The organism is Psychrobacter sp. MF31 (assembly GCF_012847335.1).
GTDB lineage: Bacteria > Pseudomonadota > Gammaproteobacteria > Pseudomonadales > Moraxellaceae > Psychrobacter.
The window spans coordinates 343080-358664 of the sequence record NZ_JABBDX010000001.1 but is presented as its reverse complement, the minus strand read 5'-3'; the positions used below and the strand labels follow the sequence as shown (position 1 = coordinate 358664).

At 44.7% G+C, this 15585-nt stretch carries 11 protein-coding genes; 3 read left to right on the top strand and 8 right to left on the bottom strand.

All coding sequences use genetic code 11. The annotated features are described in order from the left end of the window. The first annotated feature begins 13 nt into the window (after positions 1 to 13). Positions 14 to 847 (top strand): hypothetical protein, encoded by an 834-nt coding sequence (locus tag HF322_RS01565; RefSeq protein WP_169391633.1) that lies wholly within the window; start codon positions 14 to 16, stop codon positions 845 to 847. Between the two features lie 22 nt (positions 848 to 869). Here HF322_RS01565 and HF322_RS01560 read toward each other — a convergent pair whose 3' ends face one another. From HF322_RS01560 to HF322_RS01540, 5 genes are all read right to left on the bottom strand, one after another. Next, positions 870 to 1241 carry a hypothetical protein gene (locus HF322_RS01560; protein WP_169391632.1) on the bottom strand — a complete coding sequence of 124 codons (372 nt, stop codon included), beginning with the start codon at positions 1239 to 1241 and terminating at the stop codon, positions 870 to 872. A 140-nt stretch (positions 1242 to 1381) separates the two neighbouring features. Beyond that, positions 1382 to 2842, bottom strand: coding sequence for a PepSY domain-containing protein (locus tag HF322_RS01555; RefSeq protein ID WP_223193120.1), 1461 nt, complete (start codon positions 2840 to 2842; stop codon positions 1382 to 1384). A 96-nt stretch (positions 2843 to 2938) separates the two neighbouring features. Beyond that, a complete protein-coding gene (locus HF322_RS01550) occupies positions 2939 to 3535 on the bottom strand; it encodes a hypothetical protein (RefSeq protein WP_169391630.1) in 597 nt (198 codons plus the stop codon). A gap of 215 nt (positions 3536 to 3750) precedes the next feature. After that, positions 3751 to 5292: a cell wall metabolism sensor histidine kinase WalK gene (locus HF322_RS01545; RefSeq protein ID WP_169391629.1), complete on the bottom strand. Its 1542-nt coding sequence runs from the start codon at positions 5290 to 5292 to the stop codon at positions 3751 to 3753. After that, a complete protein-coding gene (locus tag HF322_RS01540) occupies positions 5293 to 5964 on the bottom strand; it encodes a response regulator transcription factor (protein WP_169391628.1) in 672 nt (223 codons plus the stop codon). It lies immediately after the preceding gene. Between the two features lie 185 nt (positions 5965 to 6149). Here HF322_RS01540 and HF322_RS01535 point away from each other — a divergent pair, with 185 nt between their 5' ends. Continuing rightward, a complete protein-coding gene (locus HF322_RS01535) occupies positions 6150 to 6722 on the top strand; it encodes a Spy/CpxP family protein refolding chaperone (RefSeq protein ID WP_169391627.1) in 573 nt (190 codons plus the stop codon). Between the two features lie 62 nt (positions 6723 to 6784). Here the strand turns inward: HF322_RS01535 and HF322_RS01530 are convergent, their stop codons facing one another. From HF322_RS01530 to HF322_RS01520, 3 genes are all read right to left on the bottom strand, one after another. Further along, positions 6785 to 8365 (bottom strand): hypothetical protein, encoded by a 1581-nt coding sequence (locus HF322_RS01530; protein WP_169391626.1) that lies wholly within the window; start codon positions 8363 to 8365, stop codon positions 6785 to 6787. Positions 8366 to 8417: 52 nt separating this feature from the next. Next, on the bottom strand, positions 8418 to 10100 hold the full coding sequence (locus HF322_RS01525; protein WP_169391625.1) for a hypothetical protein: 1683 nt from the start codon (positions 10098 to 10100) through the stop codon (positions 8418 to 8420). Between the two features lie 296 nt (positions 10101 to 10396). Beyond that, entirely contained in the window at positions 10397 to 11527 is a 1131-nt protein-coding gene (locus HF322_RS01520) for a restriction endonuclease (RefSeq protein ID WP_169391624.1), read from the bottom strand. Positions 11528 to 11902: 375 nt separating this feature from the next. Between HF322_RS01520 and dnaE the strand changes: the two genes are divergently transcribed. After that, entirely contained in the window at positions 11903 to 15583 is a 3681-nt protein-coding gene (dnaE, locus tag HF322_RS01515) for a DNA polymerase III subunit alpha (RefSeq protein WP_169391623.1), read from the top strand. Positions 15584 to 15585: the final 2 nt, after the last annotated feature.

Here is a 15585-nt window from a genome sequence, read left to right as displayed (position 1 = left end):
GGTTAAAGGCGTTATGACAAATTTTAAAATGAGCCGCCATTTCTTTTTTATCGTTATTTTAAGCACTTTTATAATCGTACTTACTATCCTTTTATGGTTAAAAAATCATGACACCTTGCCAAAATCTGAGCCAACAGCAATCGAGAGCAGTTTAACTCATGATGCCAAATCACCGTTAAATATTTCCGAACATGCCTTCCCTATCACCACATCCGAAGCTAAAAACTTAGTCCAAACCGAAAATCCAAACAATGGCGCCGACTACATCAGTATTGATAACAGCGGCTTACCTATAGATGAAATCAACACTTTAAAACGCGATTTTGACAATTTAAAAAGACTTGGCAGCTATAGCGGCGGCAAGATGACGCATGAGTTTGCGCAAACCACTTATTTTAGATGGGCGCTGCTAAAAAATGGCGGTTTAAACCATATTTTAGCAAAGTTAAATTTCACGCCTATTGATATTGGCGCGCTGCTTGGTGAGGACTTTAAGCTGATTGGCGCGGATTACTCAGGGGCATTTAATAAGGGTAAATTCAACTCCATTTTTAGATCTTATAAAAGCCGCAGCGGTAAAAAAGTTGAAATCAACGAGATGTATTTAAACCCTGATAATAACGTCAGGCTAAGTATTTATATTGAAAGCATAAACTTTAATTTGCTCGGTCATCCTGCGACGTTTCAGCATTTAACAAGTGCGGATGATAAAGATATTTTTGATTTAGATTTTAATATCAATAAGAGAGCTTTTTCAATCAGCTCAGAAGGGTTGAGTCATGACGAGTTTTTGCAATTGGCGGTAAAGATTGCCAAAGTGGCTAAGAAAAATTCTGCTAAGCCTTGATACAGGCTAAATATCATCACTATTAATTTTTTAAGACATTATCCCATTTTTCTTTAGTAATAAGCTTCGCAAGATACAAGTCGTGCAATAAGTTTTCTCTGTCTTTTTCAATAATCTGTCGTAGCAACGACCCAAAAAATTCTGAATTAACCGTTTTAAAGAGATTTTTTTCAAGCTTTTCAGCAAAATTATGAGTGCTTTTTAAACCATTGCAAAGTATGTATAAAATAAAATCAACCAAAAACACTTCAATATCAGAAAACCCTGATTCAAAATTATACGATACCTGATAAAGCACTTCTTCATAGCTCAGACTATTTTTATTTTGTACAAGACATAAATAAAAATCGTCAAGAACATCCAATCTAAAATCCATGTAACTTACTATTTTCATAAACAAGCCTTTTATTTTCAACTAAGAAAACAATATTATATATTTTGAAATTATTTTTCTTTAATTTATAAGTTATAGCTAACATCAACATGATTAACAATCATACCAATGTTAGCATTTTCTTAAAAAATCAATACCACCTACTTCAACCATTTTCTCAACATCGGCACATGGCGAACAATCAAAAGATCCAACAGCGCAATTACCACAATAGCAATGAGGGCGGTAGGAAAAATATAAGCCACGACCAGTAAAGTTAGGGCAAACGGCCAAGGGATATCACGCTCCCTTTTTGACGCAGGCGGCTGCAATCCCGATGACTTTTCAGGTCGGCGCTGCCACCACATCACAAGTCCAGTCAAACAAATCGCAATGACCGCTAAGCAAAACAATACATTGGCTAAAATACTCCAAACCCCAAGCGTTCCCATATGTAGCGCAAGCCCTGCCGCCATAAATTTGCCAAACGCGTTATAATTGCTAAAGCGAATATCTGCCAATATCTTGCCTGAATAGCGGTCAATATGAACCGTTCGATCTGCAAATGGGCTTGCCATATCATAGCTCATAGAGTCTTGGCTAAGCGTCCAAACCCCGTTATCGCCTTGCGGTAAGTTCAGCTGATAGCGCCCTATAAAGCCAAGCTGCCTTGCAAAGTCATCCACTCGATCGATCGTGAGGGTCATCTTTGGATCAAGACCTTGTGCACCCAAACTAGTGCCGCTCATTGGCATGGGCGTTTGCTCCAATATCCACGGCACTTCTTTGGTTTTGCCATCATTGAGAACATCCCCATGCGATGGAATAGGCATAGCATCTGCGCCATGAACATGTGGTTTGGCAGGTTGCGCAGTAGTAGCTGAAACACCTAAAGGCAATCCCGAACTAGGGGTTGGCTCAACGCCCCATTTGCCAGCGGGAAACTGACTCCAAGCTTGAACCATTTTCTCGCCCCAAATCCCTGACCACGCCAACCCTGAAATACAAAAAAATAAAAGCACAATCGCCACCCAACTGCCAAGTGTGGCATGAATGGTACGAAAAGCTGAGCGTTTTTGACTGAGCTGTTGCGCGTTAGGAATGAGCATGGTTTTTAGCGACTGATTTTTTTGCCACCATAAATAAATGCCGGTGATAATCAATAAAATAGTCAATGAGGCAGCCGTTTCTTGTAAATAATCACCCGTTTTACCCAGCATTAAATCGCCATGAAATTGATCAAATTTATGATACCAATTGCTTTCGCGGGCAAAGCTGTCGACCACCTCTCCTGTATAGGGATTAACGAGCACCATATTGTCAGCAGGGGCTTGGTCATTAAAGGATTTAACCCGAAATACCGCCACAGTATCGGGACGACGCGGGGCGATATATTGCAGCACTTCGGCGTTTGGTATGGTGCTTAATGCATGCTGAGCCTGAATGGAAACTGCCGTCGTGGTATCTTGTGGTGTGACTTTTGTTTGATCAAGGTCGCGACCGGTAGTATTGGCAAGTAGCACCATGGCAAGCCCTGTAACTGCAAGAATCACCAAAAATGGCGCGACAAAAATTCCGGCGTAAAAGTGCCATCGCCAAACGCAGGCGTAAAATTTTGACATTTGTTTTTTCATAACCTTCACTATTTACTAATTTTTATAGACAACCGACTGCCTTTTTGGCGATTCACCAAAAAAGTCGATTGCAAAACCCTAAGATTAAAAATTATGGCAATAGTTCAGAGTTGGGGAAGCTCGGCTTGGCGGTCGTAAAAAGACAATCAGGCGTAGGCAAAGTGAGCGATAAAGAACGGCGGTTAAAATTGCAAATGTTAACACCAACAGCACAATCAAATCAACGCCGCTTGTAGGCAAACTAAACGCCATCATTGCCAAGCAAATGCTGCAATCGTGGTTGTGAGTGGGTGATTTTTTAGTATCCGAAGACTGCGTTTGGATGGCTAAATTCGGCTCTTTTGGTGATATTTTCGACATATTGCCGATATGGTGAGCATGTTGCGGTAATAAATCGCTTGTAGATGGCGCTTTTGCAACCAAATTTGTGGTTTTTAAATGAGGGTCTTTATCTTGATGGTGTTGACTTTGGTGATGATGTTTAGAATACTCTTGCGCGGCAATTACGGGGGCAAGCTCAATACAAATGCCATGACCTACAGATAAGTCGCTCAGCCATAACGGCGCAAGCAGCGGTGATAACTGCAATAGCCAAGCAAAACACGCCAGCAGCATCCCAAAATACATCATCTTAGGTCGCAAAATCGCACGGCGAGCGGTTGGAAACAGTTGGCTTATCATAACTTTGGTCGAGATGAGCAAGATGGCAAATTATAAGACGTTTATTTGCGCATCACAATGGCAAAAGTTACGAATGACAAGCATAACTTGCGGCTATGAGTTACGCTTATTTTATATTAATAACCGCTAAGCCGTTTTGCGTTATTAAAGGACTCATAATCCTTTGGTCGTAAGTTGTCATCCTATCTTAGAATAAAAATCAACAATCATTATTTTTAACTTGCTGGCAGCATCACCTCAACCACAAGTCCAGATTGACCATCTTGCCGATTGTAAACGCGAACGTGACCGCCATGCGCGACCACCACGGCATGAGTGATGGCAAGCCCTAAACCATAACCCCCAGTTTGCCGATGCCTTGCTGAATCAAGACGCACAAACGGCTGAAAAATCCGCGCCAAATCTGCCTCATCAATGCCCGATCCTGAGTCAGTCACGGTCATTTGCCACTGCAATCGACCTTTGTCATGGGTGACTTTAGTTAAATCAACCGCGATTGTCAGCGCTTGCGGCGTGTGCATAAAGGCATTACGGATGATATTTTCAAGGGCGCTGCGCAGTTGATCAAAGTTGCCCATCACGATGCACTCAAAAGGTGGCGGTTGCCACTGCCAAGCGATTTGTTTATGCTGAAACTCAAAGCAAACGTCTTGACCGATATCGCTGATAATTTGCGCCAAATCAACCGGTTCGCGCTCGCTATCATCAAGGCTATATTGCTGCATTTGTAGCGATTGAATACGGATAATCTGCTCAATCAGCTCATTCATCCGCGCCGATTCTTTATCAATCCTATCCAAATAGCGCCCCGCATTTGGTGCAAAGTCGCGGGTCAACTCGGTGGCAACTTCAAGTCGGGCAAGCGGCGATCGCAGCTCATGCGAGATGTCGCTAAGCATCTGCTTGCGGGCGCGCTCGCTTTCACTAAGCCGCGTGCTCAATTGCGCGACATCCTTTGCAAGCTGACCCAATTCATCATCGCCCAGCTTTTCAAGGCTTGGATTGGTTGCATAATCACCGACCAATAAGCGATGGACACTATTTTGAACGCGGCGAATTCGGCGAGTCATGGTTTGGCTGAGCCAAAAGCAAACCAAACCGCCAAAAAACACCACCATCACCAGTCGAATTGGCATATTGCCGCGCTGAAGCTCAAGCACATCTTTAAATAATAAATGCGGTCGCAGCTGAATGATGCGTATTTGACCGTTCGGAAGGGTGATCGTTTTGTCTGCAAGCTCAGGGCGGCGATCCATGTTGGAGATGGCATTGTAAGGCGGTAGCGGTTGCCAAATATCGGAAAGCTGAAACGGCTTTTCCATAAAGGCATGATCCTCTATGGGCGGCGGTCGCAGCTCAGGCGATCGCTCATCGCTGCGCGGCGGTCTGCCCTCCAAACGCTCTAAGCGCCCCTCTTGCCTGCCTTCACGAAAGCGATAACGCGGAAACAGCATCTCACCTTGGTCATCAAAAACGCGAATTTGACTCATTAAACGCCGATCATCGCGATAAAGCCGCCGAAGCTCCTCATCATTTTGCGCAAGTAAAGCTTGGGTTAATACCTCGCGCTTAATGACCAATTTATCAATTTGCTCTTCCATTTTTGCCGCAAGGGCGCGCTGATTGAGCTTGCGCTCTGCCGCCACCGACAGCATAGAGGTCAACAAAATTATTAAAAGCAAGCTTAAAAACAGCCGCCAAAATAAACTTAGCTTTGGACTAATCAGCCATTTTTGTATTGAAAATCGTTCTGACATTTAGATTACCAACTGATAGCCTTTACCGCGAATGGCTTTAATCGGTTCATCATGAAAAGGCTGCATTTTTTTGCGAAGGCGTGACACATGAACATCAAGGCTACGATCAAACGGTTGAAGCTCGCGCTGAAGCACATGCTCGGACAGCCAAGCTTTGCTGACCACCTCGCCTTTTTGCATCAATAGCGCCCATAACAAATCAAATTCTGTCCCTGTAACTTGCAGCGGCGTGCCATCCACTTGGCAGCAGCGGGTCACCTGATCTAAGCTCAATCGGCTCTCAGGAAGCGCATCCGGCGTTGGCGGCAGCGCTTGCGTTCGCTTAATTACCGCGTTAATTCGCGCCAGCAGCTCACGCGGATTGCAAGGCTTGGTGATATAGTCATCCGCCCCAAGCTCAAGACCAATGATGCGGTCAATCTCCTCGCCTTTTGCCGTCAACATAATCACCGGAACTTGGCTGATGCTTGGCAAACGCCGCAACACGCTTAAGCCATCAAGCTTTGGCATCATGATATCAAGAACCAACAAGTCATAATTATTGGCATTCAACTTGTCAATGACCGCCGCGCCGTCAAAAGCGCAGTCGCAGCTAATGTCATGATTTTGCAAATATTCTTGCAGCAGTTGGATCAGCTCCTCATCGTCATCACCCAATAAAATATTTGGCACTGATGCCCCCTTATTATTTTTCTTAAAAATTTCGGTTTATTATAACTTTTTTTTAAATTATCTCCTGCCTTTCGCCGCCATCTTTACCTTTCTTAATCTTTCATAAAAGATTGTAACCCTTACTTTTTTTATAATAAGGGCTATCGAGTCGCGATAAATCTAAAATCCATTGTTAAGGTTGAATAATGAAAAATTTATTGATTGGCACCGCTCTTATTGTTTCAAGCGCTATGGGCGTCACCGCGTGCTCAAGCGTTAACGCTGCCACCGATACCAAGCCAAACGCCAAAGCGCCCGTTGTTCAAAAAGGCGAAGCCCGTCATCACGACCGCGTAGGTCGCGGCAATCCTAATAAAAAACCGTTTGCTGAGCTGAATTTAACCGCTGACCAAGAAGCCAAAATCAAAGCCATCATGCAAAAAAACCATGACGGTCGCAATCAAAACTTTGAGGCGATGAAAAACGAGCGTCAAGCTATGCAAAGCCAAGTTCAAAGCCTTGCCAACAGCCCAACGCTTAATAACGCTGAGCTCAACCGTTTAGCCAACCTTGAGGCAGAAAAAACCCGCCAGCGCTTTATCAATCGCGTCCAATCAGAGCGCGAGATCGCCCAAGTCTTAACCCCAGAGCAGCGCCAAAAACTGGCAGCTATGAAAGCTGATCGCCAAAACAAACGCGCTGACCATTTCCAAAATCGCGCAAAAAATTCTGGTAAAGACCACCCACGATTTGCCCCAAAACCAGCGCCGCAGTATTAATTAGCAAACGTAAACGTAAAAAAAGCGCCCATCATTGAGCGCTTTTTTGGTTTGCCTGATAGTTATTCTAAAGGCGCTTCTTCTAAACTGTCGCTGTCTGATGGCGCGGTATCAGAAAACATCGCTAATCGACCGCTTACCGTCCCAAAAATGATCTTGCCAAAGGTTGCCCCGCCGCCTTCTTTATAACGCGAAAGCAGCTCTTTGCTATATTCTTTGACATCAATGCTGTTTGCTGCCGTTGGCACTTGGCTGTCTTTTGGTAAATTCACAAAGTTTGTCTCGCGGCTAAGCGGTAGAAACTGGCTGAACACATCAATTGCCATTAAATTGTCCGCTTGATCACCGACAGTTGACGTTTGCGTTCCGCCAAAGCTGTGGGCTTGTTGCCAAACCAAGCGCTTACGATTGTCAAAGCCGTAAAAACGCTCCTCAATATCACCAGACTTTGCAATAATATTTTCACTTGATGCCATCGCTTTTATACCGCTTAGCATAAGTTTCGCCAGCATTTTGCTATCGAATGATGCCTCCGAAAGGCTTGGCTGCTGCGTCATGCCATCGCTGTCATCACTAACCAATTCTGGAAACTGCTGACTCATTTTGTCATAAAAGGTATTAATATACGTTTGATAATTTTGGATTTGGGTGTTCACACTTTGCTGCTGACGCACGATAACAGCGCCCGATTGCATCACTGACAATTGATGGCTTGGTAAGGTAAAATTCAACTTGCTCAACTCGTTGGGTGCAATATAACTAAACTCTGTTGCCGGCATCACATCAAACATCGTATCAAGCGCCGCAAAATGATTTTGAATCAAAGCTTTACCAAAGCCTTTGGGCAAACTGCCATCGGCTAAATCGATTCTTAGCCATTTATTTTTCCAAGCCGTTCCAAGCTTATCATCAAACAATTGCGAGGTGATGTAAGCGGCATGATCCGCCCAAAGGTACAATTGCCCCGATTTTAAATCGATGTAAATGGGCTGATTGACTTGGCTTTGATGGTTTTTGGCGTGATATTGAACAGAGGCAAGCAAAGTCATCTTGCCAGCTAGCGGCTGATAGTTGCCTTGAGCATTGATTGACAGCGGCTTTAACCCATATTCATTAAGCAGTTGGCGCTTTTTAAGATCGCTTTGGCTTTGCTTGAGCGGATAGTTATCAAACATTTTGATTAATGACGCGTATTTTTTGTCCGCCGCTTGCAGCTCGCCGTCCTGCTGTCTAAGCCAAGCTTGATAAGCTTCAAAACAGGTCACATAATTGGCTTTAATCTGACTGCGCCGCGCCTCAAAGCGCTCATCATAAAGGTCAGTTTTCGTAGCTTCTGCTTGCTTGATCAGGTTAACATAAGCATTATCATGAACGGTTTGGCAATGCGTATCAGCGCTTGAGGCAACCGCAAGCGGGCGATTGCTGGCTATAGGAGCAGCAATTTCGATATTGCTATGATAACTAAATGACTGCTTCCGCTGCGACTTTAGGGCTTGCACCACCATTGCTTTGGGGTTGACATTTGATACAGCGGCTTTGGTTGCCGTATTGCTTGATGGCAGCGACTGACAGCCGCTTAGCAACACGCTGCCTGTCAATGATACTGCCAATAACGGTACGCGAAAACTGGGGTGATGCTTCATGATATTATCCTTATCAAGCCTAAGCTTGACTTCCATTTTCGTTAGTAGTCCGTTAGTTATGGGCATCAGACACATCGTCAATGACGATATTGCTTGAATAACCATCTATCAGCACGTCCTCTTCCAAGCTTTCCTCATCAAGACCGTAATCTTGGCGAATTTGCGCCGCTTGCTGACTGCGGTATTCATTTTGACGGATCGTGCTTAGCCAAGCATTGCCGTCAATACCAGAGCTTGAGGCATTAAAGGTTTGTGATAATTTTGCTGCCAGCGGATGACGGCTTAAATCTGACTCATAGCGTGACTGACTGACGATTTGATTGCGTGCTTCTATCAAGCCGCTTGCCACATCAACGCGCTGCTGCTTACCAATCAGCCGATTGCTCGCATCCAAATAGTAATAGTTGCTGTTGTTAAAATCGACCGGCGCGATGGCTTCGATTAACTGAAACAATGAGCCAACGTCCGCACTTTGATAGCCTTGATTATAAAATTGAATTTTGGCTAAGATTTCTTGCAGAGCAAGGTTTTCATCCGTATTTTGAGGATTTGCTTTGACATAATCGTTGAGCGATTTGGTTAAATGCTTAAACATCCGCCCGAGGGTTGCGCCGCTTTGTTTGGCATCAAAGTCAATTTTGATCGCTCGGGCGGCGCGAATGTCTTTGGCAAAGTCATCTTCACTAATGTCAATCGGGGTAAAACTTGACGCCTCAATCTCACCCAAACTGGCTAAAAATGCCTGAATCACCGCATCATAAATGACGCCAGTTGGAACATTGGCGCGCATTTTATCAGTTAAATGAAAATCGATCGTTTTTCCTGCCAAATCATTTGGCAACATGGTCTCATCAGGACGAGTTAATGCCACAAGCGGCATCATAGCTGCCGGATCAACACGCAAGCGATTGTGAGCAAAATCCATCGCAATCGGCAGCTGAATCGATGAGCTGAGCGTTGGCGCAAGATAATCGTAGCTTAAAATGCTTTGGATTTGTTTTTGTTGAGGATCAAAGCGGCTGAGGGTGTTGACTGTTAAATATTGATTTTGATATTCATTTTTAGCAGCGATTTGTTCAGGAGTGCGCTGTAGTAAACTTAAGAAATTAGGAAGGACGCCCATGCTATTAGCGCTATCCTCTACTGTTTCTTGATTACGCATTTCGGCATAATCCTGCAAAATCTGAAAAGGATTTAAATTGGTCATCCCAAAGATATTGTGGTTATCGTCCACGTCATTGTCGCCAACGCTTTCATAATCATCGCCATAGTCATCTTCTAAAGGATAGTCAGCAGCAGCTTCATCAGTCTCGCCAAGTTGCGCAGGCGCTTCTGCAATCTCATTAACCACTTGCTCAGCATCATCTGTTGTATCGCCATCCTCTGAGCTTAAGCTTTGGCGAGCTTGATAGAGATACACGTCAAACAAGGTTTTAAATATACTGTCTGCGCCTTGATCTATGCTGCCCTTATCAACAAATGGCGCGCCATGATAACGCACTTGAGAGCTTGACCAATGTGGACTTGTGAGATGCTGGCTCATGGCGGCAAGCAGCTGAAGCTTGGCTTGCTGCTCGCTATTAACTGCGCCGGATTGCGCAAAAAGGGCTTGATACTCCGCAGTATTTGCAGGAAGGGCTTCTTGAAACGCGCGGCTTTGCGCGCTCATGGTAGCACTATCAGCGCGGCTAAAATCAATAGTTGGTCGGCTTTGCTGATTGGTTGCAGTTGGCATTGATTGACAACCTGCTGTTAATAAAAGCATAGCGCTTATGCTAGCTGCAAGGCTCAACTTGCCAAACAAAGGCTTGCTTATCACAACATACGGTGGCAACGTCAAAAGGTTGCTGGTGCGCGGCTTGCGCTTTCGATTCAATCGTCTCATAACCATCCTTAGTCGTTGCCAATAATAGAACTTTTGATTGCTAAACAATCGCTTGCTACAAATCAGAACTTAGTTATATCATGTTTAGTTACAATTTGGCAATTTCTAAGTAAGGTTAGGATACAAAATTAAATAAATAATTACTTTTAATACAACTTAATTTTGCTAAAAAACTCATTGTCTAATAATAGCTTTGGCTGAGCATTCACCTCTTTTAGCCCCACTTTATGCTGCATCATTAAATCAATTAAGTTGAGCTGATCAATTAAAATCAAACTGTGTGATTCAATGGCATTGGCAAAGTCTTGGGCAGGTTTCGTAAAGCTTGTGGTGGTAATAAACAAACCATGGTGATGGGTTTTTTCAGGTGGAAAAGCGCCAATAAAGTTTCTTAGATCACCGTTTGAGATATTATTTCCTGCGCTGTACAATTTGGCTTGTAAATAGTAATTATGAACATCCCCGTTTGGGAAGTCTTGGATGATTAAGCCATCAATGCCATTGTCATTGCTGCGACCGGTATGGCGCGAGGTTAAGTTGCTTTCAGGGCTTTCAATTTCAAGCGAACGCTCAACAAGCTTTAAACAAAACCACTCAAACTGAAGTGGGGATAAACTCTCTAACTGCGCCATGATCAAGTCCGGCGTTACTTTCACAAACTCGCTTCCCACAGCAGCATCGGCATAATTGTTCATAAATAGTGACGTTCGCCGCTGAACCTCTTCAATTAAAAAGTTAATCAGCGGGTCGCCATTTTTGCCATAAGCTGCCAAATTGGCTCTTTTTAAATCGACAAACGCCTTATCATCAAAGCGTTTAAGATTGGCAATATAATCGTGATTTAGCACGCCATCGTTGAGGTATTGGCTAAAATTGCTGCCTGCAAGCCAAAAAAATACTTTGCCAAACGGGTCTAGTTTGCTCAAATTTTTGGGCGTAACTTTTTCATCAAAGGCAATAAAATTGGCAAAATTTTGATTGAGATTAGGAACCAAGCTAAAGGTATTTTCTTTGACAATTCCCAATGCCGACAAGCACAGCAAAATCAAATTGATGATCTCATCATAACAAGGCGAGCCTTGGTGACACTCATGACGGATATCATAGCGACTTAAAAAATGGATTTTTTTATGTTCAGCTTCCACACCACTTAATTTTTCAAATTCACGAAAAAAAACCGTTCGTCCAATGGTGTTTTTACTGCTTAAGTTTTTTATAGTTTGAATCGCTGCATTCAACAACTCTCCAAAAGCTGGTAGCTTGGTAATGTTGCTCATCGTTTTACCACACTCATCAATTATCCTGCGTGAATAATAGCATCAAACCCGATTTTATTTAAGCAAATTAAGACAAAGGTTCAATCACTTCTTGCCTTATTCTAGCCTAGCTTTACATTATGCTAATTTAAGGGCTGACCTTGCCTTAAGGGTATTCTACCTTCAGCCATTTGATGAGCTTCTTTTGGCTGATTCTCTTTGTTTTAGCTTGGCGATAACGTGGCGGATTTTTTGAAAAAATGCTATGATAGTCGGTCAGGTTTTTGATCAATAAATAAGGTGAAATTTACCTTATTTTTGTTTTTTATAAGCTTTATCTTCTTGATAATATTGAGTTATTATTAATACGAGCGCAAGTTAGCAAAAGAGCGATTTATGGCATTTGTTCATTTAGGCATTCACAGCGAATACTCCATCACCGACTCCATCATCCGTATTAAGGCGCTGGTAAAGGCGGCGGCAGCGGACAATCAGCGCGCGTTGGCATTGACTGATTTATCCAACCTTTATGCGACGGTGAAGTTTTATCGCGCCTGCCTTGGGGCAGGAATTAAGCCCATTATCGGCAGTGAAATCATCCTTGATCATGAAGACTCGCGATTGATGCTGCTTGCGATGGACAATACCGGCTATCAAAATTTAACGCGGATTGTGTCCTTTGGCTTCACCCACGGTCGCGCTAATCCGGACAATCGTGGGACACCCATTGTCACGCGCGATCAGGTGCTTGAGCATAGCGAGGGCGTCATTGCGCTATTCACCGAAAAATCAGAAATCGGTCAAGCGCTTGTTGGCGCAACACCTGAAAAAGCGGATGAGTTGATTGTTGATTGGCAAAAGGCTTTTGGCGACCGGCTATATTTGGCAATTAAGCGAACCAATCGCGCCGGCGAAGATGCTTTTATTCACGCAGCGATTCATTTTGGCGCTCGCCATCAAATCCCAATCGTTGCTCATAATGACGTTCGATTTTTAACTCAAGATGACTTTGATGCTCATGAAGCCCGCGTTTGTATTGCTGGCTCGTATGTTTTGGCGGATCCGAACCGCCCGAAATTGTACTCAGAAGAACAATATTTAAAATCGCAATCGCAAATGACCGCCCTGTTTGCCGATATTCCACAGGTGATTGACAATACCGTTCGCCTCGCCTCGCGCTGCAATGTGGTGTTAACGCTTGGGATTAATGTGCTGCCGGAGTTTCCCGTTCCTGAGGGCGAAACCATTGAGTCGTTTTTTCGCAGTGAGTCCAAGCGCGGTTTAGATGAGCGCTTGCAAAAGCTGTATCCCGTGGAGTCGCGTGATGAGACTTGGGAAGCCGTTCGAGCGCCTTATGATGAGCGGCTTGAGTATGAGCTTGATGTTATTTTATCCATGGGATTCCCCGGTTATTTTTTAATTGTGATGGATTTTATCCGCTGGGCAAAAGCCAATGGCGTCCCCGTAGGTCCCGGTCGCGGCTCGGGTGCTGGGTCGCTGGTGGCGTATGCGCTCAATATCACTGACCTCGACCCTTTGCATTACGACTTATTATTTGAGCGCTTTTTGAACCCTGAGCGGGTGTCAATGCCCGACTTTGATATTGACTTTTGTATTGATGGTCGCGACCGCGTGATTGATTACGTAGCAAATACGTATGGTCGCGAGGCGGTATCACAAATCATCACCTTTGGAACGATGGCGGCAAAAGCGGTCGTCCGCGATGTGGCGCGCGTTCAGGGCAAATCCTACGGTCTTGCCAATAAAATGTCTAAGCTCATTCCCAAAACACCGGGGATTACGCTTAATGACGCCTTGGAGCAAGAGCCGCAGCTCAAAGACTTAATTAAAAATCCGGGCAACATGGATTATGAGGACGCCCTTGAGATTTGGGAGATGGCAATTAAGCTTGAGGGCGTTTGCCGAAACGTGGGCAAACATGCCGGCGGCGTGCTGATTGCGCCGAATAAAATCACCGATTTTAGCGCCATTTATTGCGATGAAGACGGTCACCGCGTCAGCCAATTTGACAAAGACGACGTAGAAGCGGTCGGCTTGGTTAAATTTGACTTTTTGGGACTTCGAAATTTGACCGTCATTAATGCGGCGGTCAAAAACATCAACGAGCGCCGAAAAAGTGAAAACAAGCCTGAGCTGGTGTTAGAGGACTTGCCGCTTGATGATAAAAACGCTTATAAGCTCTTGCAAGATGCCAAAACCACCGCCGTCTTTCAGTTAGAAAGTATGGGGATGAAAAAGTACCTCGCCAAATTGCAGCCAAGCAATATCGAGGACGTCATCGCCATGTGTGCGCTGTATCGCCCAGGACCACTGGACGCTGGCATGGTTGAGATGTACATCGACCGAAAACATGGTCGTGAGGAAGTCATTTACGACCACCCAAACCTTGAGCCAATTTTAGAAAACACCAACGGCGTTATCGTTTATCAAGAACAGGTGATGCAAATCTCGCAGGTCATGGCGGGATATAGCTTGGGCGGCGCGGATATGCTTCGGCGTGCGATGGGTAAAAAAAAGCCGGAGGAAATGGCAAAACAGCGTGATATCTTTGTGAGCGGCGCGCTTAACCAAGGTATCGATGAAGTCACGTCCGGCGGCGTGTTTGATTTGATGGAAAAGTTTGCCGGCTACGGCTTTAACAAATCGCATTCGGCAGCTTATGGCGTGTTAGCCTATCAAACGGCGTATTTAAAGCGTTATTATCCGGCAGAATTTATGGCGGCGGTCTTAACGTCTGACATGAACAATACCGATAACGTGGTATTTTTTATCAATGATTGCCGTGAAAACTTTAATTTGACCGTTGCTAATCCGTCGGTGAATCGCAGCCAGTGGCATTTTGTTGCCGATTCTAAAGACAATATCATTTATGGCTTAGGCGCAATTAAAGGCGTTGGCGAAGGCGCGGTTGAATCCATCGTTGAGGCGCGAAAATCCGGCGGCGCCTTTAACGATTTGTTTGATTTTTGCCGCCGCGTTGATATGAAAAAGGTCAATAAGCGCACGCTAGAAGCCTTGGTTCGCGCCGGCTGCTTTGATGATTTTGCCAAAACTTTACGCCCAGAATTATCCGATGAGGCTGCCTTTAGTATTCGCGGCGCGCTTATGAGCCAATTGCCAAGTGCGGTTCAGGCAGCCGAGCAAGACCGCAATAACAACGAGCTTGGCATCATGGATTTATTTGGCGAAATGGACAGTGTCGTTGCCGCGCCGCCGCTGCCAACCGATCCTGAGCTGATTTGGAATGACAAAACTCGCCTAAAAGCTGAAAAAAGCACCTTAGGCTTGTACTTAACGGGGCATCCGATTGACGAATACCGCGCGGAGCTTAAGCATTTTACTGGCGGCGCAACCTTGGCGACGCTCACCGATACCGGTTATAATGGCGGCTGCTATTTTGCAGGGCTTATCATGGACATTGCCAACTTTGGCAACCGCTACGTGATTATGCTTGATGATGGCACGTCACGCCTCGAGGTCAGCTGCTACGCCGAGCGCTTTAACCGCGTCAAAGATCAGCTCAAAGTCGAAGAAGTCGTCATTATCAAAGGCAGTATCCGCGAGCGCGACGGCAGGCTCTTTGCGCGACTCGACAAGGCTTTGAGCATGACTGAGGCGCGAATTCGTTGGCTCAAAAAAATCAGCTTTTCGTTAAAAGGCAGTGATCTTGAGCGCTTATTGCAACTAAAGCCTTTGCTTAAAGCGGCTCAGCCGCATCTGATTCCGCCGCCAAGCCAAACGCTTGATAGCGATAACGAAGATTACGGCAACGATGACGCTTATGACTATTATAATAATTATGACAGCAGCGCGATGCCACACGATATGGCAAATGCAGGCGATGTGATTGAGCATCCTGCAACCGTCAATACTACTGCTACCAAACCTAAAATCATCAATGACAATTGCACGCTGCTTGAGCTTTGCATTATTGAAGATTATGCCAAAGCGGTGGTGAGCTTGTCGGAGCACTGGCGCGTCTATCCTAATGATGATAATCTAACGGCGCTCAAAACCCTCATTTGTGATGAGCATTTACAATTTCATTATCACTAGAC

Excerpts from the sequence above, each read along its gene's own strand:
- HF322_RS01565 (WP_169391633.1), top strand. The coding sequence starts at position 14 with ATGACAAATTTTAAAATGAGCCGCCATTTCTTTTTTATCGTTATTTTA.
- HF322_RS01560 (WP_169391632.1), bottom strand. The coding sequence starts at position 1,241 with ATGAAAATAGTAAGTTACATGGATTTTAGATTGGATGTTCTTGACGAT.
- HF322_RS01555 (WP_223193120.1), bottom strand. The coding sequence starts at position 2,842 with ATGTCAAAATTTTACGCCTGCGTTTGGCGATGGCACTTTTACGCCGGA.
- HF322_RS01550 (WP_169391630.1), bottom strand. The coding sequence starts at position 3,535 with ATGATAAGCCAACTGTTTCCAACCGCTCGCCGTGCGATTTTGCGACCT.
- HF322_RS01545 (WP_169391629.1), bottom strand. The coding sequence starts at position 5,292 with ATGTCAGAACGATTTTCAATACAAAAATGGCTGATTAGTCCAAAGCTA.
- HF322_RS01535 (WP_169391627.1), top strand. The coding sequence starts at position 6,150 with ATGAAAAATTTATTGATTGGCACCGCTCTTATTGTTTCAAGCGCTATG.
- HF322_RS01530 (WP_169391626.1), bottom strand. The coding sequence starts at position 8,365 with ATGAAGCATCACCCCAGTTTTCGCGTACCGTTATTGGCAGTATCATTG.
- HF322_RS01525 (WP_169391625.1), bottom strand. The coding sequence starts at position 10,100 with ATGCCAACTGCAACCAATCAGCAAAGCCGACCAACTATTGATTTTAGC.
- HF322_RS01520 (WP_169391624.1), bottom strand. The coding sequence starts at position 11,527 with ATGAGCAACATTACCAAGCTACCAGCTTTTGGAGAGTTGTTGAATGCA.
- dnaE (WP_169391623.1), top strand. The coding sequence starts at position 11,903 with ATGGCATTTGTTCATTTAGGCATTCACAGCGAATACTCCATCACCGAC.